The organism is Piscinibacter gummiphilus, assembly GCF_032681285.1.
GTDB lineage: Bacteria > Pseudomonadota > Gammaproteobacteria > Burkholderiales > Burkholderiaceae_C > Rhizobacter > Rhizobacter gummiphilus_A.
Map to the genome: position 1 here is coordinate 5,304,351 of NZ_CP136336.1, position 20,576 is coordinate 5,324,926.

Here is a 20,576-nt window from a genome sequence, read left to right on the forward strand (position 1 = left end):
TGATCCGAGGCCTCAGCCGGCCAGCACGGCCGCCATCGCCACCGCGGTCGCCTCGACGTTCGACGAGTTGAGCCCCGCCACGCACATGCGGCCCGAGCGCACGAGGTACACCGCGTGCTCTTCGCGCAGGCGGTCGACCTGCTCGGGCGTGAGACCGGTGTAGCTGAACATGCCGCGCTGGGTGATGAAGTAGTCGAAGTTGCGACCGGGGAGCTTCGCGCTGATGACGGCGTGCAGCTTCTGGCGCATGGCCTGGATGCGCTTGCGCATCGCATCGAGCTCGTCGGCCCACTGCTGGCGCAGCTCGGGCGTGCCGAGCACACGCGCGACGATCTGGCCGCCGTGGGTGGGCGGACTGCTGTAGTTCTTGCGCACGGTGGCCTTCATCTGGCCGAGCACCAGATCGGCTTCGGCCTTGCTGGGGCACACGACGCTCAGGCCGCCGCAACGCTCGCCATAGAGCGAGAAGCTCTTCGAGAAGCTGCTCGCGCAGAAGAAGCTCACGCCCGCATCGGCGAGCGCGCGCACGGCCCAGGCGTCTTCGTCGATGCCGTCGCCGAAGCCCTGGTAGGCGATGTCGACATACGGGATCAGCTTGCGCGCCTTGAGCACCGGGATCAGCTCGGCCCACTGCGCGTGCGAGAGGTCCACGCCCGTCGGGTTGTGGCAGCAGGCGTGCAGCAGCACGATGCTCTGCTCGGGCAGCGCCTGGATGGCCGCCAGCATCTCGGGGAAGCGCAGGCCGCCGGTCTTGGCGTCGTAGTACGGGTAGGTGTTCACCGTGAAGCCGGCGCCTTCGAACATGGCGCGGTGGTTGTCCCAGGTGGGGTCGCTGACCCACACGTTGCTCTTCGGGAAGTAGCGCTTGAGGAAGTCGCCGCCGACCTTCAGGCCGCCCGAGCCGCCCAGCGTCTGGATGGTCGCGATGCGGCCGCTCTTCACCGCTTCATGGCCGGCGCCGAAGAGCAGGTGCTGCACCGCCTGGCGGTAGTTGGGCGCGCCTTCCATCGGCTGGTAGGGGCGTGCGCCGATGGTCTGCAGCATGGCCGATTCGGCCGTCTTCACCGCCTTCATCACCGGCAGGTTGCCGGCGTCGTCGAAGTAGATACCGATGGAGAGGTTGATCTTGTTCGGCCGCGGGTCCTTGCCGAAGGATTCGTTGAGGGTGAGGATGGGGTCGCCAGCGTAGGCGTCGACGTGCTCGAACATGGAAGGCTCCTGCAGGGGAGCGGCGATTATCCGGCCAGCTCCGGCAAGGGCCTATGCGCCCACCCACTCGGCCCAGCGGCCATGCGCGTGGGAACGGGCCAGCGCCTCGAAGCGCAGCTCGCCCCCAACGCGGTGGCACAGGGTCCACACGCTGTGGGCTTTCGGCAGGTCGGGCCGGGGCGGCGGCAGCTCGACCGGGCCGACCCGTAAGGCGCTCGATTCGGCCGAGAGCCACATGGCGCCGGTGCGGCGCACGAGCTCCGTCACCGTCTCGATGTGGCGTTGCAAGGCCGGCCGCTCGAAGTAGGTCAGCACCCAGCTGTTGAAGATCACCGGCCGCACGCCGGACGGGAGCGAGGCCACCCACGGCTCGACGGCGGCGGTGCAGTCGGCCTCGCGGCGCACCGGCCAGCGGCGCGCGCGGGCCATCTGCACCGCCTGCTCGAAGCGGGTGGCGCGGGCAGTGTCGCTCGGCCACAGGCAGGCGCGCAGCCAGCGCACCGCCCGCTCGTCGTCGACCGTGACCGGGGCGGGGTCGAGGCCGAGGCGCTGCACGAGCTTCGGTGTCGGCGTGGTGGGTGCGCGTCGCTCGCCTTGCCACTCGCAGCTCAGCAGCGGCACACCGGGGCGGGCGTCGGCCGCGTCGTATCGGTAGACGTCGACCCCGAGGTTGAGGCCGGCGCTGGTGCCCACGTCGAGCAAGGCCAGCTCGGCGCGGCCGCTGCGGGCGGCGAGCGCATGCAGTGCGGGCCACAGCACGGCGCAGCGGCCGATCTCGTTGGTCTGGGTGCTGCGGGTGCGCATCAACTCGCGCAGCGCGGCCGCGTGCTGCGCGGCGAATTCGCGCACGCAGCTGGCCAGCGCCGCATCGGGCGCACGGTCACCGCCGCAGCTCGGGTAGTAGGCGGCCAGCGGGTGCGTCACACCCGACAGCAGCGAATCGTGCACCGCGGCCAGCCAGAGGTTGGGGCGTTGCTGCTCGGGGCTTGCGCCGCTCAGCAGGCCGAGCAGCGCGGGGTCGTCGGCCACGATGCGGCACAGCGCTTCGTAGAGCGGCTCCTCGGGGCACTCCACGTTCGCAAAGTGGCGGAACAGCGCGGCCAGGCGCCCGGTGTCGGCAGGGGTGAGGTCCATGCACGCAGCGTAGCCCCGGGCTTGCGGCTCAAATGTCGGGCATCCGACAATCGGGTCCATGCAAGACGACGTGGCCCGCGTGCTGGGCACGAGCCTCCCGGAGCTGACGCTGACCGATGCGCACTGGCACGGCCTGCTGCCGCTGTGCCGCCTGCACCGCGTGGGCCGCAGCCAGGTGCTGCTGCGCCAGGGTGACGCCACGCCCGCACTTTTCGGCCTGGCGAGCGGCGAGATGGAGATCCGCTTCCTGACGGTGGACGGCGAAGCCTCGGTGATCGAGCGCGTGCCGCCGGGGCGGCTCTTCGGCCTGTCGTCGTTCGCGAGCGGCGAAGTCTCGACCTTCGAGGTGCAGGGCGGCGCCAAGGCCTCGCGCGTCGTGGCGTTCGGGTCGGCCGCCTACGAGTACCTGATGGACATGGTGCCGGGCTTTGCGCGGGCGCTGATGCGAGAGTACGCGCGCCGCTACCACGGCACGCTGCGCCTGCTCGAAGCCTCGCGCCACCGCAGCGCCGACGAACGCCTGCGCCTGGCCCTCGAACAATTGGCCCGCACCGACCGTGCGGGACCGCCCGATGCGCAGGGCTGGCGCCACATCCGCACCACGCAGGCCGAACTGGCGGCGCTGGCCAGCCTGTCGCGCCAGACGGTCAACGAGCTGGTGCGGCAGCTTGCCGCGCAGAAGCGGCTGCGCGTGGCCTATGGCGGGCTGTGGGTGCCCGCGTGACGATCAGGCCGCCAGTGCGGCCTCGATGTCTTTGGTGATCGACTCGGGCGCGTCGTTCGGCGCATAGCGCTTGATCACCTGCCCGTCTTTCCCGACGAGGAACTTGGTGAAGTTCCACTTGATGCCCTTGGTGCCGAGGATGCCCGGGGCCTCGCTCGTGAGCCATTTCCACAGCGGATGGGCGTCGGCGCCATTGACCTTCACCTTCTCCATCATCGGGAAGCTCACGCCGTAGTTGAGCTGGCAGAAGGAGGCGATCTCGTCGTTGCTGCCCGGGTCCTGCCCGCCGAACTCGTTGCTGGGGAAGCCGACGACGACCAGGCCCTTGTCCTTGTAGCGCTCCCACAGCTTCTCGAGGCCGCCGAACTGCGGCGTGAAACCGCAGGCGCTCGCCGTGTTCACGATCAGCAGCACCTTGCCGCGCTGGGTGGACAGCTGCGCGGGCTGGCCATCGATGGAAACAGCCTCGAAGTCGTAAACGCTGGTCATGAACCCTCCTGCCGGGTGTGACAAATGTGGGTGCCGATCGTAGCGCCGCCGCCCATCCGGCGCTGAGCAGGGTTGACGCCCCTTCGGCCGGCGCCGAACATGGGCCACCGCCACGACCGAAAGTCCCCATGCCCCAGCGCATCCCCATGCGCTACACCGTTGCGCTGCAAGGCTTCAGCGACTTCGAGCGCAGCACGCTGGCGTCGCTGTTCCGCCTGGAGCAGCAGCGCGCCCCCGCCTACGTGCAGGGCAGCTCGCTCGTGGAAAGCGACTTCGTCATCGCCGACGCCGACAGCCCGTCGGCGCTGAACGCCGTCAACGACGCCCACCGGGTGCAAGACGCCATCTTCATCGGCTCGCACCCGCCCGCGGGTGCGGCGGCCCACCTGCCGCGGCCCATCGAACCCAAGCGCCTCCTGCGCGAGCTCGACCTGCTACTCGAAGCGCGCCTCGCGCTGCTCGACGAGCCGCCGCTGACCGACTGGGTGGTGTCGTCGCCCGACGCCCTGCGCAGCGACGACAGCCCGCCCGCGCTCGACGTGCTGGTGCTCGACGACAGCCGCATCGCACTCAAGTTCCTGCAGTCCCGGCTGCAGGGCCTGGGCTACCGCGTGCATGCGGTGCAGACCGCCGACGAAGCGCTGGCCCTGCTCGACACCCAGCCCTTTTCCATCGTCTTTGTCGACATCGACCTCGGCGCAGGCCCGCTCGACGGCCTGGCGGTGTGCCAGCACCTGAAGCGGCGCCGCACGCACCCGGGCGACATCGCGCCCGCGGTGGTCGTCGTGACCGGCAGCACCCGCTCGACCGACCGCGTGCGCGGCGACCTCGCCGGCTGCGACGCCTACCTCACCAAGCCGCTGATGGAAGAAGAATTCATGGCGGCCCTGCGGCAGGTCGACCCCGCCCGGGCGGGCTGAGTCAGTGGGCGCTGTGGCTGTCGAGTGTCGACAGCAGTGCGGCCAGCAGGATCAGGCCGCCGCCCATGGCCAGCGCCGGGGTCATGCTGCCGCCGCCCAGCAGCAGGGCCGACACCGAGGCGAACAAGACCTCGGTCAGCATCACCACCGAAGCCACGTTGGCCGGCAGGCGCGCGGCACCGTACTGCAGCGCCACGTTGCTGAGCAGGAAGAAGCCGGAGAGCACCAGTGCGAGCGGCACCCAGCTCATCGCCGGGGCCGGCGGCCACGCCACCTGGCCCTGCGTCGCGAGCGTGGCGGCCAGCGTGCCGGCCACCAGCACCCCGCCGAGGAACATCGCCAGCGCCCGGCTCTCCTCGGGCTGCGCCGCCTCGCGGCGCAGCATCACGTTGTTGAGTGCGAACGAGAAGCCGCCGCACACGCCAAGCCAGTCGGGCAACGAGCGCGGCAGCGGGAACGAGCCGCCCCCTTCCGGCCACAGCACGATGGCCGCACCACCCAGCGCCAGCAACACCCGCGCCCCCGCAAGCCAGGTGAGCTTCTCATGCAGCAGCACGCGGGCGAGGAGCACCACCCACAGCGGCATCAGGTAGAAGAGCAGGACCACGCGCACCACGTCGCCGATGGCCACGCCCCAGTTGAAGGCCGCATTCGTGCTGCCCGAGGCGAACACCAGCACCCACAGCACCGGCCGGCGCAGCACCTGGCCGAAGGCGTGCGGCCGGGCGATGACGATCACCGCCACGGCCACGAGGTACACCAGCACGGTGGCCCACAGCGGGTGCAGGCCGGCTGACTGAAGCTGGCGAAACGGCCACCACGACACGCCCCACACGAAGGCGTTGACCATCAAGGCCAGCGCGGGCCACAACCGGGACGAAGACCGCATGGCGGTCAGTGCTTGTCGGAGCGCGCCAGCGCGAGCAGGTGGTCGACTTCGTCCTTGAAGCGCACGCAGTTGGTCGAGTGCCAGCGCCCGATCACCCACATCGCACCCGCCACCACGAGGCCGAAGGCGGTGATGGCGGCAAACGCCGACAGGCCGAATTTCGTCATGCCGGTGTAGAACGCGCCGAGCGCGAGGATGCAGGCCTGCTCGTTGAAGTTCTGCACGGCAATCGAGCGGCCGGCGCCCATGAGGTTGTGGCCGCGGTGCTGCAGGAGCGCGTTCATCGGCACCACCATGAAGCCGCCGATGGCGCCCAGCACCAGCAGGAAGGGTGCGGCCGTCCAGACGTTGCTGATGAAGTTCATCGCGATCACGAGCAAGCCCATCGCGATGCCCATCGGGATCACCTTGGTGGCCTGGTCGAGGCGCATGCGCATCGAGGCCACCACCGCGCCAACCGCGGTGCCGATCGCGACCACGCCGACGAGTGCCGAGGCCTGCGTGGTGCCGTAGCCGAGGGCCGCGGCGGCCCAGGCGAGCACGATGTAGCGGAAGTTGCCCGACACGCCCCAGATCAGCGTGGTCGTGGCCAGCGAGATCTGGCCCAGCTTGTCGCCCCAGAGGCGCGCATTGCAGCTGGAGAAGTCGCGCACCAACGTGACGACGTTGCCGGTCATCGGCTGCAGCGGGGCTTCGGTGCGCGGGATCTTGAGGTTGAAGAGCGCCGCGATGGCATAGAGCACGATCAGCGCCGAGATGGCCGCCTCGGGCGCGGTGTCGATGCCGGTGTCGATCATCGGCACGTCGATGCCGAGCATCATGCGCGACACCGCCTGCCCCACCAGCTGCCCGCCCAGCAGCACGCCGAGGATGATGGAGGCGATGGTGAGGCCCTCGATCCAGCCGTTGGCCTTGACCAGCTGCGAGTTGGGCAGCAGCTCGGTGAGGATGCCGTACTTGGCCGGCGAGTAGGCCGCCGCGCCGAGGCCGACGATGGCGTAGGCGAGCAGCGGGTGGGTGCCGAAGAGCATCATCAGGCAGCCCACCACCTTGATGAGGTTCGAGACGAACATCACCCGGCCTTTCGGTACCGCATCGGCGAAGGCCCCCACCAGCGGGGCGAGGATCACGTAGAACAACGCGAACATTGGCACCAGGGCGGCACGCTGCCACTCGGGCTGACCGGAGGTTCTGAGCAGTTCGACGGCGGCGACGAAGAGCGCGTTATCAGCCAGCGAGCTGAAGAACTGCGCCGACATGATCGTGTAGAAGCCTTTTTTCATTCGGCGGGGAAACAGGTCGTACTGCGGAGTCGTACTGCGAGGGGCCGCGTGGGGTGCGGCGGGGTTATAGCACGCAGGCACGACAGGGCCCGCTGGCAGAATCCCCGCCATGCCGCGCCCCATTGAAGCCCTGGTTCACGCCGACGCGCTGGCCCACAACCTGGGCACCGCGCGCCGCCACGCGCCCGACGCGAAGGTTTGGGCGGTGGTGAAAGCGAATGCCTACGGCCACGGCATCGAGCGCGCCTACCCGGGCCTGCAAGCGGCCGACGGCTTCGCGCTGCTCGACCTCGCCGAGGCCGAACGCGTCCGGGCGCTGGGCTGGCGCGGGCCGATCCTGCTGCTCGAAGGCTGCTTCGAAGCGCGCGACCTCGAACTCTGCTCGCGCCTGAACCTCTGGCATGTGGTGCACCACGAGGCGCAGATCGATTGGCTCGCCACGCACAAGACCACCTGGCCGCACCACGTCTACCTGAAGATGAACAGCGGCATGAACCGGCTCGGCTTCACGCCGTCCGCCTTCCGCAACGCCTGGCAGCGGCTCTCGGGCCTGACGCAGGTGGACGAGATCACGCTGATGACGCACCTGTCGGACGCCGATGCCGACCCGGCGTCGAAGCGCGGCATCGCCCACCAGATCGAGACCTTCGAGGCCGCCACGCACGACCTGGCCGGTGAACGCTCGCTCAGCAACAGCGCGGCAACGCTCCGCTATGCACCCGACCGGGCCGGCGTCCGCGGCGACTGGGTGCGCCCGGGGATCATGCTCTACGGCTCGTCGCCCGACTTCCCGCAGCACAGCATCGCGCAGTGGGACCTGCAGCCCACGATGACGCTGCGCTCGCGCCTGATCGGCACGCAGCAGTTGCAGGCAGGCGACTCGGTGGGCTACGGCAGCAGCTTCACGGCCGACCAGCCGATGCGCATCGGCATCGTGGCCTGTGGGTATGCCGATGGCTACCCGCGCCATGCGGGCACCGGCACGCCAGTGCTGGTGAACGGCGTGCGCACGCGCACCGTGGGCCGTGTGTCGATGGACATGCTGGCCGTCGACCTGACGCCGGTGCGCGAGGCCGCGCTTGGCAGCGAAGTCACGCTGTGGGGCCGCGGCCCGCACGGCGCGCAACTGCCGATCGACGAGGTGGCGCAGGCGGCGGGCACCATCGGCTATGAGTTGATGTGCGCCGTGGCGCCGCGGGTGCCCATTCACGCTGCATGAGCCTTCGCGAGCTGCACCCGCGCACACGGCGCCGCTTGCGCTGGCATGGGTGGTTGTTGACGACGTGGTGCCTGCTGGTCGGCCTGGCCAGCAGCTGGACGCTGCTGCACGTGTTCGACGTCACCCTGCCCGCCGCGCGCTACGCGATGAGCGCGCTCCTGATGTACGCGCTCGGCCTAGTGCTCGGCGTGCAGGTGTGGCTCAAGCATTTCGCCGCCTCGGTGCGCGTCGACCCGACGCTCGGCGAACGTGTCGCCCCCGTCGCGCCGGTGCGGCGCAGCGAGGCCGCGCAGAAATCCTTCGACTGGGGCGACGTGCTCGGCAGCGCGGCCGACTTGCTGAGCTTCGACGAGGCCGGCTTGCTGCTGCTCATCCCTGCCCTCATGCTGATGCTGCTGGGCCTGCTCATCGTCACCGGGCTCCTGCCGGTGATGCTCGTCGACGGCCTGGCCGGCCTGCTGGCCGAGGTGGCGGTGCAGTTCGTCTTCGGCACGCTGATCGCACGCCGGGTGCTGCGCCCGAAGTCGGAAGACGAGGCCTTCGTGCACATCCTGGCCAAGACCTGGCTGATCGGCGTGCTGATGGTGCTCGCGAGTGCGGCGCTCGGCTGGGGCCTTCGCGAGTGGCAGCCGGGCCTGGTGTCCATCGCGCAGCTGTGGCGCTGATGAGAGTTCACCTCAACCCGGCCGAGGTGGAGATCACCGCGATCCGCGCGCAAGGCGCGGGTGGGCAGAACGTCAACAAGGTGTCGAGCGCGGTACACCTGCGCTTCGACATCCGCGCCTCATCGCTGCCCGAGCCGGTGAAGGAGCGCATGCTGGCCTTGCGCGACCACCGCATCACCGACGAGGGCGTGGTCGTCATCAAGGCCCAGACCTCGCGCAGCCGCGAGGCCAATCGCGAAGAGGCCTTGCAGCGCCTGCAGGAGCTGGTCGACAGCGTGGCCACGCCGCCGCGCCCGCGCAAGCCGACCAAGCCGACCTTCGCCTCCAAGCAGCGGCGCCTGCAGACCAAGGGCCAGCGCAGCCTGCTCAAGGCAGGGCGCACCAAGCCACACGACGGCTAGTGTCCGGTCACCGTGTGGGCCTGATGCGCCGTGCCCTGAACGGTCAGGCCCCGAGTTGTTCCCCGAGGACCATCAGACTTTGCAGATCACCCGCCGGCAGCTTGCCGGCGCGCAGCAGCGTCGCGCTGCGGATCGCGCGCAGGCGGAACAGCAGCTCCTGCTCCACCGCTTCGATCTCGGCAGCGTCTTGCACCGCCAGCTCGCCACCGCTCCACAGCCCGCTCGCGGCCCAGCCCTTGCGCAGGCGGGCCAGCAGGGCTTGCGACAGCGTCAGCGCATCCATCAGGGCCTGCGATCTCGCAGTCGACGCCAGCGCCACGATGCCGGCGTGCGCGGTGTGCAGTGCCGCGTCGAGCAGCGACAGGCGCACACGCATCTCGTCGGGCGTGAGCGACGACGCCGGGAGCGGCTGCTGGCGCGCCGCCTGTGCGATGGGGCCGACCACGCTCAGGTCGAACTCGCCGGGCACCACGCGCAGCGCGACGCTCGCGCGGGCGAGCTCGGGGCACTCGCTGCGCAGCACGGCAAGCACCGCTTCGGTGACGGCAAGCTGGCGACCCTGCGGCGAGAGTTGTTCGCGCTGCAGGCAATGCGGATAGCCCGAGCCGTCGAGCCGCTCGTGGTGCTCGGCGACGGCACGCGCCACGATGGGCGGGTAGTCGGTGAGCTGCTGCAGCAGGAGCTTGCCGACGTGCGGGTGCACCACCAGGTGCTGGTAGCTCTCGAACTTGAGCATGTGCTCGACGTCGGCCTCGCCGTGCTCGGGGGCGATGTACATCTCGCCCAGGTCATGCAGCAGGCCACCGAGCATGGCCAGGCGCACGTCGCCGCGGCTTGCGTCGTGGGCAATGGCGAGGGCGCCGTTGAGGGCCATCGCTTCGACGGCGTGCTCGAAGGCTTCGGGGCGCGAGGCCTGGCTGGCGGTGAGCAGCAGTTGCGCCACCGGGTGCAGCGGCAGGTGCGGCGCTTCGCGCAGCAGCTTGGTCGCGTGCGGCATGAGGAGCGGCGTGAGACCGCCGTCGCGCGAGAGCAGCGTTTCGAGCGAGTGCACCAGCGCATGCGCCGTCACGCCGTCTTCGGCCAGCAGGCAGGCTTCGAGCGGGTGGCGCAGCTGGCGGTCCATCAGCTTGCGCTGCAGTGCCTGCGACACCGGCTGGTCGCGCGCCCAGAGCTTGGTGCCGGAGATGTCGAAGATGTCGCGCGAGGCAATGATCGAGCGGGTCTGCGCCGCGTCGAGGATGACGGCCAGCGCGTGCGGGTTGGCGGTCTGGAAGGCAGGTGAAGAGGCGGGTGCGTTCATGGGCAAGCTCCGACAGGCCGTGGCTACGGTTTGTTGTCGGCTGAACGCCCGCCCCGCTTGATGGTGATCGGAGCCGAGGTTGTGACCAGTCGTGTCTAGGCGCGTTTGAAGAACGCGAGCAGGCCACCGGCGGCGACGAAGAGACTGCCGAAGGTGCGGTTCATCAGGCGCAACTGCCGCGCCGACTTCAGCAGGCGCAGCACCCGCGCCGCGAGGAGCGTGTACACACCCATCACCACCAGGTCGGTGAAGCCGAGGGTGGCGGCGATCACCGCGTACTGGCCGGCGAGCGGCCGGGCCAGGTCGAGGAACTGCGGCACCACGGCCAGCAGGAAGACCGTGCCCTTGGGGTTCACCGCGTTCACCATCCAGCCGCGCAGCACCAGGGTGCGGCGCGGCACGAGGCCGGCACCACCGTCGACCTCGGCCACCATCGGCTCGGCCGGCGCACGCCACTGCTTGATGCCCAGGTACACGAGGTAGGCGACACCCAGCCATTTGACGATGGCAAACGCGAGGCTCGACGTCGCAATCAGCGCGCCCAGGCCGAGCCCGACCACCAGCACCTGCGTCCAGATGCCAAGCACGAGGCCGAGCGTCATGAAGTAGCCGCGCGCAAAGCCGTGGTTGAGGCCGGCGCTCATGGCGGCCACCGCGCCCGCGCCGGGCGAGATGCTGATGGCCCACGAGGCGGCGAAGAAGGCGAGCCAGGTGCTCAGTTCCATGTGAAGGTCTTTCGATGAAGGTCAGGCGGCGGCACGGCCACGTTCGGCCTCTTCGGCCACGATCTGGCCGAGGCGGCGGATGTGCGCCTCGTGGCGAGCCGACCAGGGCTCGCCGTAGTGCAGGCGCAGGAAGTGGTTGAAACGGGTGCTGTTGCTGAAGGTCGCACCGGGCGCGCAGCCGATGTGCTCGTGGCGCGCCCGCTCGAAGACCTTGCGCGAGTCGACGCTCCGGGGCATCTCGATCCACAGCATCAGCCCGCCCTGCGGCACGCTCAGGCGGCAGCCATCGGGGAAGAGGCGCGTCACCGCATCGACCATCTGCGCGCACTGCTGCTTGAGCGACGCGCGCAGCTTGCGCATGTGGTGGTCGTAGCCGCCGTCGCGGATGAACTCGGCGATCACCTCCTGCGGCAGCATCGCGCCGGTGATGGAGGTGTGGAACTTGTGCGACTGCGCCGTCTTGAAATGGCGGCCGGGCGCGATCCAGCCGACGCGATAGCCCGGCGCCACCGTTTTCGTGAAGGCGGAGCAGAGGATCACGTCGTCGTGCGTGTCGAAGGCCTTGAGCACCGGCGGGCGCTCGTCGCCGAAATAGGTCTCGCCGTAGATGTCGGTCTCGATCAGCGTGAAACCACGCTCGCGTGCGAGCGCGACGAGCCGGCGCTTGTTGGCCAGCGGCATCAGGCTGCCCAGCGGGTTGTGGAAGTTGGGCACCACCACGCAGGCCTGCACGGCGCCGGGACGTTGTGTCGCGAGATCGAGCGCTTCGACCGAGATGCCTTCGCGCGGATGCGTGGGGATCTCGATCGACTTCATGCCCAACGTGCGGATGATCTCCAGCAGCATCCAGTAGGTGGGCGATTCGAGCGCCACCGTGTCGCCGGCCTGCGCGGCCGAGCGCAGCGCGAGGAAGACGGCCTCGCTGCCGCCGTTGGTGAGGATGATCTCCTCCGGCCGCAGGCGCACACCGGCGCTCACGCTGCGGCGGGCGATCTCCTGGCGCAGGTTCAAGCTGCCGGTGATGCTGTAGCGCGAGGCGTATTCCGGGTGCAGGCGGTTGAGCTTGGCGGTGAGCTGGCGCAGCTTGGCCTCGGGCAGGATCTCGCGCGCCGGCAAGGGGCAGAACGAGGGCGCGGCATCCGGGTCGTCGTTGCCGAAGAGGAACTGGCGCGTGAGGTCGTCGGGCGTCACGAAGCCGGCGCGGCTCATGCGGGTGTCGAGCTCGGGTTCAGGCAGTGGCGCGTGGCGGGCCGCCACGAAGTAGCCCGACTTCGGTCGTGCTTCGACCAGGCGCTGGTTCTCCAGCCAACGATAGGCCTGCGTCACGGTGGAGGCACTCACGCCATGTTGCTGGCACAACATCCGCACGGAGGGCAGCCGGTCGCCGGGGCGCAGGCTGCCGGCCTGGATGGCCTGCGCCAGCTCACCCGCCACGCGGGTGTAGAGCGGCAATCCAGAGTCGGCGGGCGCGTTCATGGGGCCATTCTGACGACGGAGCCTGTGCCGTGACAGATACAGAGCCCTCCAGTTGTCACCAATACAGATGCCCGGCGTGACATCTGTGCTGCCGAAGTTCGTGCAGCGCTGGATATGGCGGCGCGCCACGCGGCTGCGCACACTGAATGCCCACGAGACAGGAGAAACGCCATGGTCCGCTTCACACCCCCCGTCACCCTTCGCCTGCATGCCGGCGAGGTGCTCGCCTGGCAACAAGCCCCGGCACGGATGCGCGTGGTCGGCGGCGGGCGTGTCTGGATCACCCAGCACGGCGACCTGGAAGACCATTTCCTGTACCACGGCGAGTGCTTCGAGCTGCGGCGCGAGCGGCGCACGCTGATCCAGGCCGACCACGAGGTCTGGCTGCGCTTCGAGCGCGATGCGGCGTGGCACCAGCGCTTCGGGCAATGGCTGCGACGAGGCCTTCGCAGGCTCACGAGGCGAGCCACCCGGGCGGCTACAGTGCCCGGGTGAGCAAAACCAAATCCGTCTATACCTGTAGCGAATGCGGGGGCACGAGCCCCAAGTGGCTGGGCAAGTGCCCGCATTGCAATGCCTGGAACACGCTGGTCGAAGGCGTGGCCGAGGGCACATCCAAGCAGCACCGCTTCCAGTCGCTGGCCGCGCCGCAGCCGGTGGCCACGCTGTCGGAGATCGAGGCGACCGACGTCGACCGGCGGGCCACGGGCATCGAGGAGCTCGACCGCGTGCTCGGCGGCGGCATCGTTGCCGGTGGCGTGGTGCTGATCGGCGGCGACCCTGGCATCGGCAAGTCGACGCTGCTGCTGCAGGCGCTCGATGCGCTTTCGCAGACCGTGCCGACGTTGTACGTGACGGGCGAGGAGTCGGGCGCGCAAGTCGCCCTGCGCTCGCGCCGCCTCGGGCTCGACGGCTCGCAGGTGCGCGTGGTCGCCGAGATCAACCTCGAGAAGATCAGCGCCACGCTGGAAGCCGAGCAGCCCACCGTCTGCGTGATCGACTCGATCCAGACCATGTACAGCGAGGAGCTCACCTCGGCCCCCGGCTCGGTGGCGCAGGTGCGTGAATGTGCGGCGCAACTGGTGCGCATCGCCAAGAGCAGTGGCACGGCCATCGTGCTGGTGGGCCACGTCACGAAGGAAGGCGCGCTCGCCGGCCCGCGCGTGCTGGAGCACATCGTCGACACGGTGCTGTATTTCGAGGGCGACACGCATTCGAGCTTCCGCCTGGTGCGCGCCATCAAGAACCGCTTCGGCGCGGTCAATGAGATCGGCGTGTTCGCGATGACGGAAAAGGGCCTGAAGGGCGTGGCGAACCCGAGCGCGATCTTCTTGTCGACGCACGGCGAGCCGGTGGCGGGCTCGTGCGTGCTCGTCACGCTGGAAGGCACGCGGCCGATGCTGGTGGAGATCCAGGCGTTGGTCGACTCCGGTGGGCCCAGCCCGCGCCGCCTCTCGGTCGGCCTCGACCGCGACCGCCTGGCGATGATGCTGGCGGTGATGCACCGCCATGCGGGTGTCGCCTTCATGGACCAGGACGTCTTCGTCAACGCGGTGGGCGGCGTGCGCATCAGCGAGCCGGCCGCCGACCTCGCGGTGATGCTGGCCATCCAGAGCAGCCTGCGCGGCAAGCCGCTGCCGCGCGGCTTCATCACCTTCGGCGAAGTGGGCCTGGCCGGCGAGGTGCGCCCGGCACCGCGCGGGCAGGAGCGGCTGAAGGAAGCCGCCAAGCTCGGCTTCAGCGTGGCCATCGTGCCCAAGGCCAATGCGCCGAAGAAGCCGATCGAGGGGCTCACCGTGCACGCGGTCGAGCGCATCGAGCAGGCCCTCGACTTGGTGCGGACCCTCTGATGGCCGGCTCACCGGCGCGGCAGAATCGCCGCCCACACCGCTGACGACGGAGAAAGCATGACGATCACCCGCCTTGCCGCGGCCGTTCTGGTTGCCAGCCAGCTGGCCGGCTGCGCTTCGACCCCGATCACCATCGCCCCGATGCCACCGGCCAAGTACCAGGTGCTCGGCCGGGCCGAAGGCAAGGCCTGCGGCTCGCTGGGCTTCCTGGCGACCCTTTTCTACGTCGCCCCGCTGGGCCTGAACAGCCGTGTCGAACGGGCCTATCAGGAGGCCCTGGCCAGCGTGCCGGGCGCCACCAGCCTCGTGAACGTGGACATCGTCGAAGACTGGCAGTGGCTGCTGCTCGTGACGATGCGCTGCACCACCATCACCGGCGACGCCGTCAAGGAGGTCGCATGACGACGCTCCGAGTCGTCCGACGTCTCGCGAGCGCGGTGCTGGCCGGCGCGCTGCTGGTGGGGTGCCAGGGCATGCCGCTCGACCTGTCCAAGCGGACCGTGACCGACCGGGCGCAGATCGACGCCTACAAGGGCCGCCGCATCGTGGGCGAAGCCACCGGCTTCCAGTTGCTGCTGTTCATTCCGATCGCCATCAACAATCGCTATCAAACGGCCTACAACGATTTGCTTCGCCAAGCCGGCGACGACCTGCTGAGCGACGTCACCGTCACCGAGTCGTGGCAATGGGCCGCCGTCGGGACGCTCTACACGACACGGATCGAAGCGACGGCCTACCCGCGCAAGGCGCCCGCCCCCACCCAGGACGGCGGCTCGACGCGGCGGTAAGCCCCGGGGGCAAGGCCCCGCCCCCTCAATCTAGATAAGATCGATTATCATTTGCATCTCGCTTTCCCGCGGATGCCGTGATGTCTTCTCCCCGCCTGTCCGACCTGCCCAACGGGGCCCGCAGCACCGTCACGGCCTTGAGCGCACACGCCCCGCAAGCCGATGACGCGATGCTGCGCCGCCTGGCCGAGCTGGGCTTCCTGCCGGGCGAGCCGGTGGAGGTGCTGCGCCGGGGGCCGGGTGGCCGTGAGCCCCTGGCCGTGCAGATCGGCGAGACACTGTTCGCCTTGCGCCTGGTCGAAGCGCAGTGCGTGGAGGTTGCGGCGCCATGAGCAACACCACGGCGCTGAAGGTCGCGCTGGTCGGCAACCCGAACTGCGGCAAGACCGCGCTCTTCAACCTGCTCACCGGCGCCCGCCAGAAGGTCGCCAACTACGCGGGCGTGACGGTCGAGCGCAAGGTCGGCACCGCCACGCTGAAGAGCGGCCGCACCGTCTCGGTGGTCGACCTGCCCGGCGCCTACAGCCTGACGCCATCGACGCCCGATGAAGCGGTGACGCGCGACGTGGTGCTCGGCCGGCGCGCCGACGAAGCGGCGCCCGATGCCATCGTCGCCGTGGTCGACGCGACCAACCTGCCGATGAACCTGCGCCTGGTGCTCGAACTCAAGCGCCTGGGCCGGCCGATGCTGCTCTCGCTCAACATGGCCGACGTGGCCCGCGCGCGCGGCCTGCAGATCGACGTGGCGCGCCTGAGCGCCGAGCTGGGCATGCCGGTGGTGGAGACGGTGGCGGTGCAGAGCCAGGGCCACGCCGCCCTGCTGGCCCAGCTCGAACAGCAGTCGCAATGGCCCACGGCACCGGCCGTCACCAGCGAAGCGCCGAGCCCGATCGAGCTGCAGCGCGAGGTGCGGCGCATCCTCGCCGTGGCCGCGCCCACGGCGATGCAGTTCAAGCGCTTCAACCACCGGCTCGACGCGGTGGTGATGCACCCGGTGGCCGGTCTCGCCTTGCTCGCGCTCTTGCTGTTCCTGATGTTCCAGGCAGTGTTCTCCTGGGCCGCGCTGCCGATGGACGCCATCAAGGCCGCCACCGAAGCGGCCGGCGCGTGGCTCACCACGCACATGGCCGACGGGCCGCTGCGCAGCCTGCTCGTCGACGGCGTGATCGCCGGGGCAGGCGGCGTGCTGGTGTTCCTGCCGCAGATCCTGATCCTCTTCTTCTTCATCCTCCTCCTCGAGGACTCGGGCTACCTGCCGCGTGCCGCTTTCCTGCTCGACACGGTGATGGGCAAGGTGGGGCTCTCGGGGCGGGCGTTCATCCCGCTGCTCTCCAGCTTCGCGTGTGCGATCCCCGGGATCATGGCCACGCGCACCATCCCCAACTGGCGCGACCGGCTAGCGACCATCATGGTGGCACCGCTGATGACCTGCTCGGCGCGGCTGCCGGTCTACGCACTGCTCATCAGCGCCTTCATCCCCGAGCGCCACATCGGCCCGTTCAACCTGCAGGGGCTCACGCTTTTCGGGCTCTACGTGGCGGGCGTGCTGTCGGCGATGGTGGTGGCCTGGGCGCTCAAGCGGGTGTGGACCAAATCCAGCTACCAGCCGCTGATGCTGGAGCTGCCGCCCTACCGCTGGCCGGGCCTGCGCAACCTCGCGATCGGCCTCTGGGAACGGGCCCGCATCTTCATCACGCGGGTCGGCACGATCATCTTCTCGCTCACCGTGCTGCTGTGGTTCCTGTCCACCTACCCGGCGCCGCCCGACGGAGCGACGGGTGCGGCCATCCAGTACAGCCTGGCCGGTCAGTTGGGCCAGCTGCTGCAGCATGTGTTTGCGCCCATCGGCTTCAACTGGCAGATCTCGATCGCCCTCGTGCCGGGCCTGGCCGCGCGCGAAGTCGCGGTGGGGGCGCTCGGCACCGTCTACGCCCTGTCGGGCGGCGGTGAGGTGGCCGATGCACTGCTGCCGGTGATCGCCCAGCAGTGGTCGCTGGCCACGGCGTATTCGCTGATCGCCTGGTTCGTGTTCGCGCCGCAGTGCCTGTCGACCCTGGCGGTGGTCAAGCGCGAGACCAACTCGTGGCGCTACCCGCTGCTGATGGCGGCGTATCTGTTTGCCCTGGCCTACGCGGCCTCGTTCGTCACCTACCGCGTGGCCCTGTGGCTGGGGAGCTGAACATGCAGGAACTGATCGTCGCCCTCATCGTCGTCGCGTGCACGGGCTATGCCGTGTGGACGCTGATGCCATCGGCGCTGCGCCGCGCCTTGGCGCAGCGGCTGCAGCATGGCGCCTGGCCCGGGCCCATCGCCCGCCGCCTGCAGCGCGCAGCGGCAGCCTCCGCAGGTTGCGGTTGCGATGCCGGTTGCGAGGCGAAGAAGCCGGCGCCATCCGCCGCCCAACCGATCCGCTTCCATCGCCGGCCCAAGGTCTGATTGCGGGAATCACGCAGCCCGTCAGGCCGGTCGGGCCCTACCATCCGCGCATGAATCCAATCGTGGGGTGGGGCCTGGCCTTCGTGGCCCTGGTGGCCGGCTGGTTCAGCTACGGCTGGCAGGGTGTGGTGATGGTGGCGTCGGTCATCGTGTTCTGGCTGCTGCTGCAGTTCAGCCGCGCACTGCGCGTGATGAAGAACGCCGCGCAGGCCCCCAAGGGCGAGGTCGGCAGCACCGTGATGCTCAACGCCAAGCTGAAACACGGCATGACGCTGATGCAGGTGATCGCCATCACCCGCAGCCTGGGTGACCACGTGAGCGAATCACCCGACACCTGGGCCTGGCGGGATGCGGGCGACAGCCGGGTGACGCTGGTCTTCGAAGGCGGCAAGCTGAGCCGCTGGGAGCTCCACCGCCCCGCGTCGTCCGAGGGCTGAGCCTCGCGGCTCAGTCGTGGCGCCGCCTGAGCAGCATCAGGCCGATCAGCGCCAGGCCGGCCAGCATCATGCCGAGGTTCGACGGCTCGACCGACGCCTTCTCGGCGGGCGGCGGTGCGGCCGAACGCTCGCGTGCCGTGCGGGACTCGTCCCGCGGGCGCGTGACGGCGACGGCGCGCAGCCGCGGCTCGGTACTCATCTGCACGAAGGCCGTGCGCGTCGCTTCCTGCGAGGCGGCGGCTCCATCCTCCTGAGCTGCCGCGGGCAAGACCGACAAGGTCGACATGGCCAGCACCGACCATGTGGTGAGCGAGAGTTTCATGACAACCACCTGTGAACAAGCGCCGGGCCCTCCCGGATGCCGCGGCCACGCATGGGAATCACTATAGAAAGCCGCGTGCTCTCGCGCGCCCCCGAGAGCCGGGGGTGGCGAAGCCCCGCTCGTAGAATCGGCCGCATTGCCAAACACTGAGGATGAGTTCCATGTCCATGGAAGACCGCGACGGAAAAATCTGGATGGACGGCCAGCTGATCGACTGGCGCGACGCCAGGATCCACGTGCTGTCGCACACGTTGCACTACGGCTGCGGCGCCTTTGAAGGAGTGCGCGCTTACGACACGGTCAACGGCACCGCGATCTTCCGTTTGCGCGAGCACACCGAGCGCCTCTTCAACAGCGCCAAGATCCTGCGCATGAAGATCCCATTCTCGATCGAGGAAGTGATCGAAGCGCAGCGCGCGGTGGTGAAGGCCAACAACCTCAAGAGCTGCTACCTGCGGCCGCTCACCTGGATCGGCTCCGAGAAGCTGGGCGTTTCGCCCAAGGGCAACAAGATCCACCTGATGGTCGCGGCCTGGTCCTGGGGCGCCTACCTCGGCGAAGAGGGCCTGAAGCGCGGCATCCGCGTCAAGACCTCGAGCTACACCCGCCACCACGTCAACATCACGATGACGCAGGCCAAGGCGGTGAGCAACTACACGAACTCGATCCTCGCCAACATGGAAGCCACCGACGACGGCTACGACGAAGCCCTGCTGCTCGACTCGGCCGGCTTCGTCTCCGAAGGCGCGGGCGAGAACCTCTTCGTCATCAAGGGCGGCGTGGTCTACACGCCCGACTTGTCGGCCGGCGCGCTCAACGGCATCACCCGCAACACGGTGTTCAACATCTGCCAGGACCTGGGGCTCAAGCTCGTCGAGAAGCGCATCACCCGCGACGAGGTGTACATCTGCGACGAGGCCTTCTTCACCGGCACCGCCGCCGAAGTGACGCCCATCCGCGAACTCGACCGCGTGCAGATCGGCCAGGGCTCGCGTGGCCCCATCACCGAGAAGATCCAGAGCGCCTTCTTCGACATCGTGAACGGGCGCAACCCGAAGTACGCCGAGTGGCTGACTGCCGTCTGAAGAGGCTGACATGAGCAACACCCCATCCAGCGTCGAACTGCTCGCCACGGACCTGCAAGGCCCGGGCGTCATCGCCTGCCCCAACCCCAAGATGACGCTGTGGAGCGGGCACCCCAAGGTCTTCATCGACGTGGCCACCACGGGCGAAGGCAAGTGCCCGTACTGCGGCACGGTCTATCGCCTGAAGGCCGGCGAGAAGCTGCACAGCCACCACTGAGCCGATGAGGGCATTGGTCATCGCGCCGCAGTGGATTGGCGACGCGGTGATGTCTGAACCCCTGCTGCGGGTGCTGGCCGTGCGCGGCGAGAAGCTGACGGTCGCGGCCCTGCCCTGGGTCGCGCCGGTCTACCACGCGATGCCGCCGGTGGCCGAGGTGATCGAGCTGCCGTTTGCGCATGGGCGGCTCGACTGGTCCGGACGCCGGCGCGTGGCCCGCGAGTTGCGCGGGCGCTTCGATGTCGCCTACGTGCTGCCCAACTCGCTGAAGGCGGCGCTGATCCCGTTCTTCGCGCGCATTCCGCGGCGCGTCGGCTACCACGGCGAAGGCCGCTACGGGTTGCTCAACGAGCGGCATCCGAACCCGGGCGGCCGGCCGCCGATGGTCGCGTTCTATCGCGCGCTGAGCGGCGACGCCGCCCGGACCGAAGAACCCCGGCTGAGCTTCCCGCCCGAGCGGCTGCAGTCGGTCACCGGCGCGCTCGGCCTCGCGCCCCAGGCCTACTGGGTCTTCGCCCCCGGCGCCGAATACGGCCCGGCCAAGATCTGGCCGGCCGGCCACTACGCCCAGCTCGCGCGCGAGCTGCACGCGCGGCACGGCCAACCCGTCGTGCTGCTCGGCTCGGGCAAGGAGGCCGCGCTCTGCGAAGAGATCGCCACCGCCGCCCCCGGCGCCTGCTGCGTGCTTGCCGGCAAGACGACGCTGATCGACGCGATGGTGCTGATCGCAGGCGCCCGCGGCGTGGTCAGCAACGACTCGGGCCTGATGCACGTGGCCGCCGCCTTCCGCATCCCGCAGGTCGCCGTCTTCGGCTCGACCAGCCCCGAGCACACCCCGCCGCTCAGCCCGAACGCGCGCGTGCTGTGGCTGAAAGACGAGCTGCAGCTCGACTGCATGCCCTGCTTCGAGCGCACCTGCCGCTATGGCCACTACCGCTGCCTGACCGGCGTACCGCCTGAGCGGGTCCAGGCTGCCCTAGACGACGCCCTCGCGAAAGCCTGAGCCG

Annotated in this window: 25 protein-coding genes; 16 read left to right on the top strand and 9 right to left on the bottom strand. The window is 69.5% G+C overall.

Features of this window, described 5'->3' with window-relative positions; translation table 11 throughout:
• Positions 1-12: 12 nt before the first annotated feature.
• Together RXV79_RS25160 and RXV79_RS25165 are read right to left on the bottom strand one after the other, a co-directional pair.
• Positions 13-1,209, bottom strand: coding sequence for an amino acid aminotransferase (locus tag RXV79_RS25160; protein WP_316700872.1), 1,197 nt, complete (start codon positions 1,207-1,209; stop codon positions 13-15).
• Between the two features lie 51 nt (positions 1,210-1,260).
• Positions 1,261-2,343, bottom strand: a complete 1,083-nt coding sequence (locus RXV79_RS25165) for a DUF2332 domain-containing protein (RefSeq protein WP_316700873.1) — start codon at positions 2,341-2,343, stop codon at positions 1,261-1,263.
• Positions 2,344-2,401: 58 nt separating this feature from the next.
• On the opposite strand from RXV79_RS25165, the gene RXV79_RS25170 reads away from it, so the two are divergent.
• Positions 2,402-3,067, top strand: a complete 666-nt coding sequence (locus RXV79_RS25170; protein WP_316700874.1) for a Crp/Fnr family transcriptional regulator — start codon at positions 2,402-2,404, stop codon at positions 3,065-3,067.
• A 3-nt stretch (positions 3,068-3,070) separates the two neighbouring features.
• Here RXV79_RS25170 and RXV79_RS25175 read toward each other — a convergent pair whose 3' ends face one another.
• Complete coding sequence (locus RXV79_RS25175) at positions 3,071-3,556, bottom strand: glutathione peroxidase (protein ID WP_316700876.1); 486 nt, start codon at positions 3,554-3,556, stop codon at positions 3,071-3,073.
• A gap of 128 nt (positions 3,557-3,684) precedes the next feature.
• Between RXV79_RS25175 and RXV79_RS25180 the strand changes: the two genes are divergently transcribed.
• Positions 3,685-4,476: a response regulator gene (locus tag RXV79_RS25180; RefSeq protein WP_316700877.1), complete on the top strand. Its 792-nt coding sequence runs from the start codon at positions 3,685-3,687 to the stop codon at positions 4,474-4,476.
• A gap of 1 nt (position 4,477) precedes the next feature.
• Here RXV79_RS25180 and RXV79_RS25185 read toward each other — a convergent pair whose 3' ends face one another.
• Entirely contained in the window at positions 4,478-5,365 is an 888-nt protein-coding gene (locus RXV79_RS25185; protein ID WP_316700878.1) for a DMT family transporter, read from the bottom strand.
• Positions 5,366-5,370: 5 nt separating this feature from the next.
• On the bottom strand, positions 5,371-6,648 hold the full coding sequence (gene lplT, locus RXV79_RS25190) for a lysophospholipid transporter LplT (protein WP_316700879.1): 1,278 nt from the start codon (positions 6,646-6,648) through the stop codon (positions 5,371-5,373).
• 109 nt (positions 6,649-6,757) lie between these two features.
• Here lplT and alr point away from each other — a divergent pair, with 109 nt between their 5' ends.
• Genes alr through arfB form a run of 3 tightly spaced genes read left to right on the top strand, consistent with a single transcriptional unit; the run spans position 6,758 to position 8,933 of the window.
• Complete coding sequence (gene alr, locus RXV79_RS25195) at positions 6,758-7,867, top strand: alanine racemase (RefSeq protein ID WP_316700880.1); 1,110 nt, start codon at positions 6,758-6,760, stop codon at positions 7,865-7,867.
• The gene (locus RXV79_RS25200; RefSeq protein ID WP_316700881.1) at positions 7,864-8,532 is read left to right on the top strand and encodes a hypothetical protein; all 669 of its coding nucleotides are present in this window, start codon (positions 7,864-7,866) and stop codon (positions 8,530-8,532) included. Before alr ends, RXV79_RS25200 begins: the two co-directional genes overlap by 4 nt.
• Positions 8,532-8,933 carry an alternative ribosome rescue aminoacyl-tRNA hydrolase ArfB gene (gene arfB / locus RXV79_RS25205; RefSeq protein ID WP_316700882.1) on the top strand — a complete coding sequence of 134 codons (402 nt, stop codon included), beginning with the start codon at positions 8,532-8,534 and terminating at the stop codon, positions 8,931-8,933. The genes RXV79_RS25200 and arfB overlap by 1 nt, the downstream gene beginning before the upstream one ends.
• A 43-nt stretch (positions 8,934-8,976) precedes the next feature.
• On the opposite strand, the gene RXV79_RS25210 is transcribed toward arfB, so the two are convergent.
• The 3 genes from RXV79_RS25210 to RXV79_RS25220 form a co-directional block, all read right to left on the bottom strand.
• Positions 8,977-10,233, bottom strand: a complete 1,257-nt coding sequence (locus RXV79_RS25210) for an HD-GYP domain-containing protein (RefSeq protein WP_316700883.1) — start codon at positions 10,231-10,233, stop codon at positions 8,977-8,979.
• Between the two features lie 95 nt (positions 10,234-10,328).
• Positions 10,329-10,958: a LysE family transporter gene (locus tag RXV79_RS25215; RefSeq protein WP_316700884.1), complete on the bottom strand. Its 630-nt coding sequence runs from the start codon at positions 10,956-10,958 to the stop codon at positions 10,329-10,331.
• Between the two features lie 21 nt (positions 10,959-10,979).
• Complete coding sequence (locus tag RXV79_RS25220) at positions 10,980-12,434, bottom strand: aminotransferase-like domain-containing protein (protein ID WP_316700885.1); 1,455 nt, start codon at positions 12,432-12,434, stop codon at positions 10,980-10,982.
• Between the two features lie 171 nt (positions 12,435-12,605).
• Here RXV79_RS25220 and RXV79_RS25225 point away from each other — a divergent pair, with 171 nt between their 5' ends.
• The 8 genes from RXV79_RS25225 to RXV79_RS25260 all read left to right on the top strand — a co-directional run bounded on the left by RXV79_RS25225 (position 12,606) and on the right by RXV79_RS25260 (position 17,945).
• Complete coding sequence (locus RXV79_RS25225) at positions 12,606-12,929, top strand: DUF2917 domain-containing protein (protein WP_316700887.1); 324 nt, start codon at positions 12,606-12,608, stop codon at positions 12,927-12,929.
• Positions 12,926-14,284 (top strand): DNA repair protein RadA, encoded by a 1,359-nt coding sequence (gene radA, locus RXV79_RS25230; protein WP_316700888.1) that lies wholly within the window; start codon positions 12,926-12,928, stop codon positions 14,282-14,284. Before RXV79_RS25225 ends, radA begins: the two co-directional genes overlap by 4 nt.
• 57 nt (positions 14,285-14,341) lie before the next feature.
• A complete protein-coding gene (locus RXV79_RS25235) occupies positions 14,342-14,686 on the top strand; it encodes a YajG family lipoprotein (RefSeq protein WP_316700890.1) in 345 nt (114 codons plus the stop codon).
• The gene (locus RXV79_RS25240) at positions 14,683-15,072 is read left to right on the top strand and encodes a hypothetical protein (protein WP_316700892.1); all 390 of its coding nucleotides are present in this window, start codon (positions 14,683-14,685) and stop codon (positions 15,070-15,072) included. Before RXV79_RS25235 ends, RXV79_RS25240 begins: the two co-directional genes overlap by 4 nt.
• 80 nt (positions 15,073-15,152) lie before the next feature.
• The gene (locus RXV79_RS25245; RefSeq protein ID WP_296725614.1) at positions 15,153-15,404 is read left to right on the top strand and encodes a FeoA family protein; all 252 of its coding nucleotides are present in this window, start codon (positions 15,153-15,155) and stop codon (positions 15,402-15,404) included.
• Positions 15,401-17,251, top strand: a complete 1,851-nt coding sequence (gene feoB, locus RXV79_RS25250; protein ID WP_316700896.1) for a ferrous iron transporter B — start codon at positions 15,401-15,403, stop codon at positions 17,249-17,251. The genes RXV79_RS25245 and feoB overlap by 4 nt, the downstream gene beginning before the upstream one ends.
• A gap of 2 nt (positions 17,252-17,253) precedes the next feature.
• Positions 17,254-17,508: a DUF6587 family protein gene (locus RXV79_RS25255; RefSeq protein WP_316700897.1), complete on the top strand. Its 255-nt coding sequence runs from the start codon at positions 17,254-17,256 to the stop codon at positions 17,506-17,508.
• 50 nt (positions 17,509-17,558) lie between these two features.
• Positions 17,559-17,945: a hypothetical protein gene (locus RXV79_RS25260; protein ID WP_316700899.1), complete on the top strand. Its 387-nt coding sequence runs from the start codon at positions 17,559-17,561 to the stop codon at positions 17,943-17,945.
• Between the two features lie 10 nt (positions 17,946-17,955).
• Here the strand turns inward: RXV79_RS25260 and RXV79_RS25265 are convergent, their stop codons facing one another.
• On the bottom strand, positions 17,956-18,267 hold the full coding sequence (locus RXV79_RS25265; RefSeq protein ID WP_316700900.1) for a PEP-CTERM sorting domain-containing protein: 312 nt from the start codon (positions 18,265-18,267) through the stop codon (positions 17,956-17,958).
• 161 nt (positions 18,268-18,428) lie between these two features.
• Between RXV79_RS25265 and RXV79_RS25270 the strand changes: the two genes are divergently transcribed.
• From RXV79_RS25270 to waaF, 3 genes are read left to right on the top strand one after another with little or no spacing between them, the layout of a single operon-like run.
• Positions 18,429-19,352 (top strand): branched-chain amino acid transaminase, encoded by a 924-nt coding sequence (locus RXV79_RS25270; RefSeq protein ID WP_413816713.1) that lies wholly within the window; start codon positions 18,429-18,431, stop codon positions 19,350-19,352.
• A 10-nt stretch (positions 19,353-19,362) separates the two neighbouring features.
• Entirely contained in the window at positions 19,363-19,569 is a 207-nt protein-coding gene (locus tag RXV79_RS25275; RefSeq protein ID WP_316700901.1) for a zinc-finger domain-containing protein, read from the top strand.
• A 4-nt stretch (positions 19,570-19,573) separates the two neighbouring features.
• Positions 19,574-20,572: a lipopolysaccharide heptosyltransferase II gene (waaF, locus tag RXV79_RS25280; protein WP_316700902.1), complete on the top strand. Its 999-nt coding sequence runs from the start codon at positions 19,574-19,576 to the stop codon at positions 20,570-20,572.
• The last annotated feature ends 4 nt before the right edge of the window (positions 20,573-20,576 follow it).

Bases quoted from the DNA above. Each gene is read 5' to 3' on its own strand.
- RXV79_RS25180 (WP_316700877.1), top strand. From the start codon at position 3,685: ATGCCCCAGCGCATCCCCATGCGCTACACCGTTGCGCTGCAAGGCTTC.
- RXV79_RS25240 (WP_316700892.1), top strand. From the start codon at position 14,683: ATGACGACGCTCCGAGTCGTCCGACGTCTCGCGAGCGCGGTGCTGGCC.
- RXV79_RS25225 (WP_316700887.1), top strand. From the start codon at position 12,606: ATGGTCCGCTTCACACCCCCCGTCACCCTTCGCCTGCATGCCGGCGAG.
- RXV79_RS25260 (WP_316700899.1), top strand. From the start codon at position 17,559: ATGAATCCAATCGTGGGGTGGGGCCTGGCCTTCGTGGCCCTGGTGGCC.
- RXV79_RS25220 (WP_316700885.1), bottom strand. From the start codon at position 12,434: ATGAACGCGCCCGCCGACTCTGGATTGCCGCTCTACACCCGCGTGGCG.
- RXV79_RS25170 (WP_316700874.1), top strand. From the start codon at position 2,402: ATGCAAGACGACGTGGCCCGCGTGCTGGGCACGAGCCTCCCGGAGCTG.
- RXV79_RS25210 (WP_316700883.1), bottom strand. From the start codon at position 10,233: ATGAACGCACCCGCCTCTTCACCTGCCTTCCAGACCGCCAACCCGCAC.
- RXV79_RS25245 (WP_296725614.1), top strand. From the start codon at position 15,153: ATGTCTTCTCCCCGCCTGTCCGACCTGCCCAACGGGGCCCGCAGCACC.
- RXV79_RS25255 (WP_316700897.1), top strand. From the start codon at position 17,254: ATGCAGGAACTGATCGTCGCCCTCATCGTCGTCGCGTGCACGGGCTAT.
- RXV79_RS25235 (WP_316700890.1), top strand. From the start codon at position 14,342: ATGACGATCACCCGCCTTGCCGCGGCCGTTCTGGTTGCCAGCCAGCTG.
- arfB (WP_316700882.1), top strand. From the start codon at position 8,532: ATGAGAGTTCACCTCAACCCGGCCGAGGTGGAGATCACCGCGATCCGC.
- RXV79_RS25270 (WP_413816713.1), top strand. From the start codon at position 18,429: ATGTCCATGGAAGACCGCGACGGAAAAATCTGGATGGACGGCCAGCTG.
- lplT (WP_316700879.1), bottom strand. From the start codon at position 6,648: ATGAAAAAAGGCTTCTACACGATCATGTCGGCGCAGTTCTTCAGCTCG.
- RXV79_RS25185 (WP_316700878.1), bottom strand. From the start codon at position 5,365: ATGCGGTCTTCGTCCCGGTTGTGGCCCGCGCTGGCCTTGATGGTCAAC.
- RXV79_RS25160 (WP_316700872.1), bottom strand. From the start codon at position 1,209: ATGTTCGAGCACGTCGACGCCTACGCTGGCGACCCCATCCTCACCCTC.
- RXV79_RS25175 (WP_316700876.1), bottom strand. From the start codon at position 3,556: ATGACCAGCGTTTACGACTTCGAGGCTGTTTCCATCGATGGCCAGCCC.
- alr (WP_316700880.1), top strand. From the start codon at position 6,758: ATGCCGCGCCCCATTGAAGCCCTGGTTCACGCCGACGCGCTGGCCCAC.
- RXV79_RS25165 (WP_316700873.1), bottom strand. From the start codon at position 2,343: ATGGACCTCACCCCTGCCGACACCGGGCGCCTGGCCGCGCTGTTCCGC.
- RXV79_RS25275 (WP_316700901.1), top strand. From the start codon at position 19,363: ATGAGCAACACCCCATCCAGCGTCGAACTGCTCGCCACGGACCTGCAA.
- RXV79_RS25200 (WP_316700881.1), top strand. From the start codon at position 7,864: ATGAGCCTTCGCGAGCTGCACCCGCGCACACGGCGCCGCTTGCGCTGG.
- RXV79_RS25265 (WP_316700900.1), bottom strand. From the start codon at position 18,267: ATGAAACTCTCGCTCACCACATGGTCGGTGCTGGCCATGTCGACCTTG.
- feoB (WP_316700896.1), top strand. From the start codon at position 15,401: ATGAGCAACACCACGGCGCTGAAGGTCGCGCTGGTCGGCAACCCGAAC.
- RXV79_RS25215 (WP_316700884.1), bottom strand. From the start codon at position 10,958: ATGGAACTGAGCACCTGGCTCGCCTTCTTCGCCGCCTCGTGGGCCATC.
- waaF (WP_316700902.1), top strand. From the start codon at position 19,574: ATGAGGGCATTGGTCATCGCGCCGCAGTGGATTGGCGACGCGGTGATG.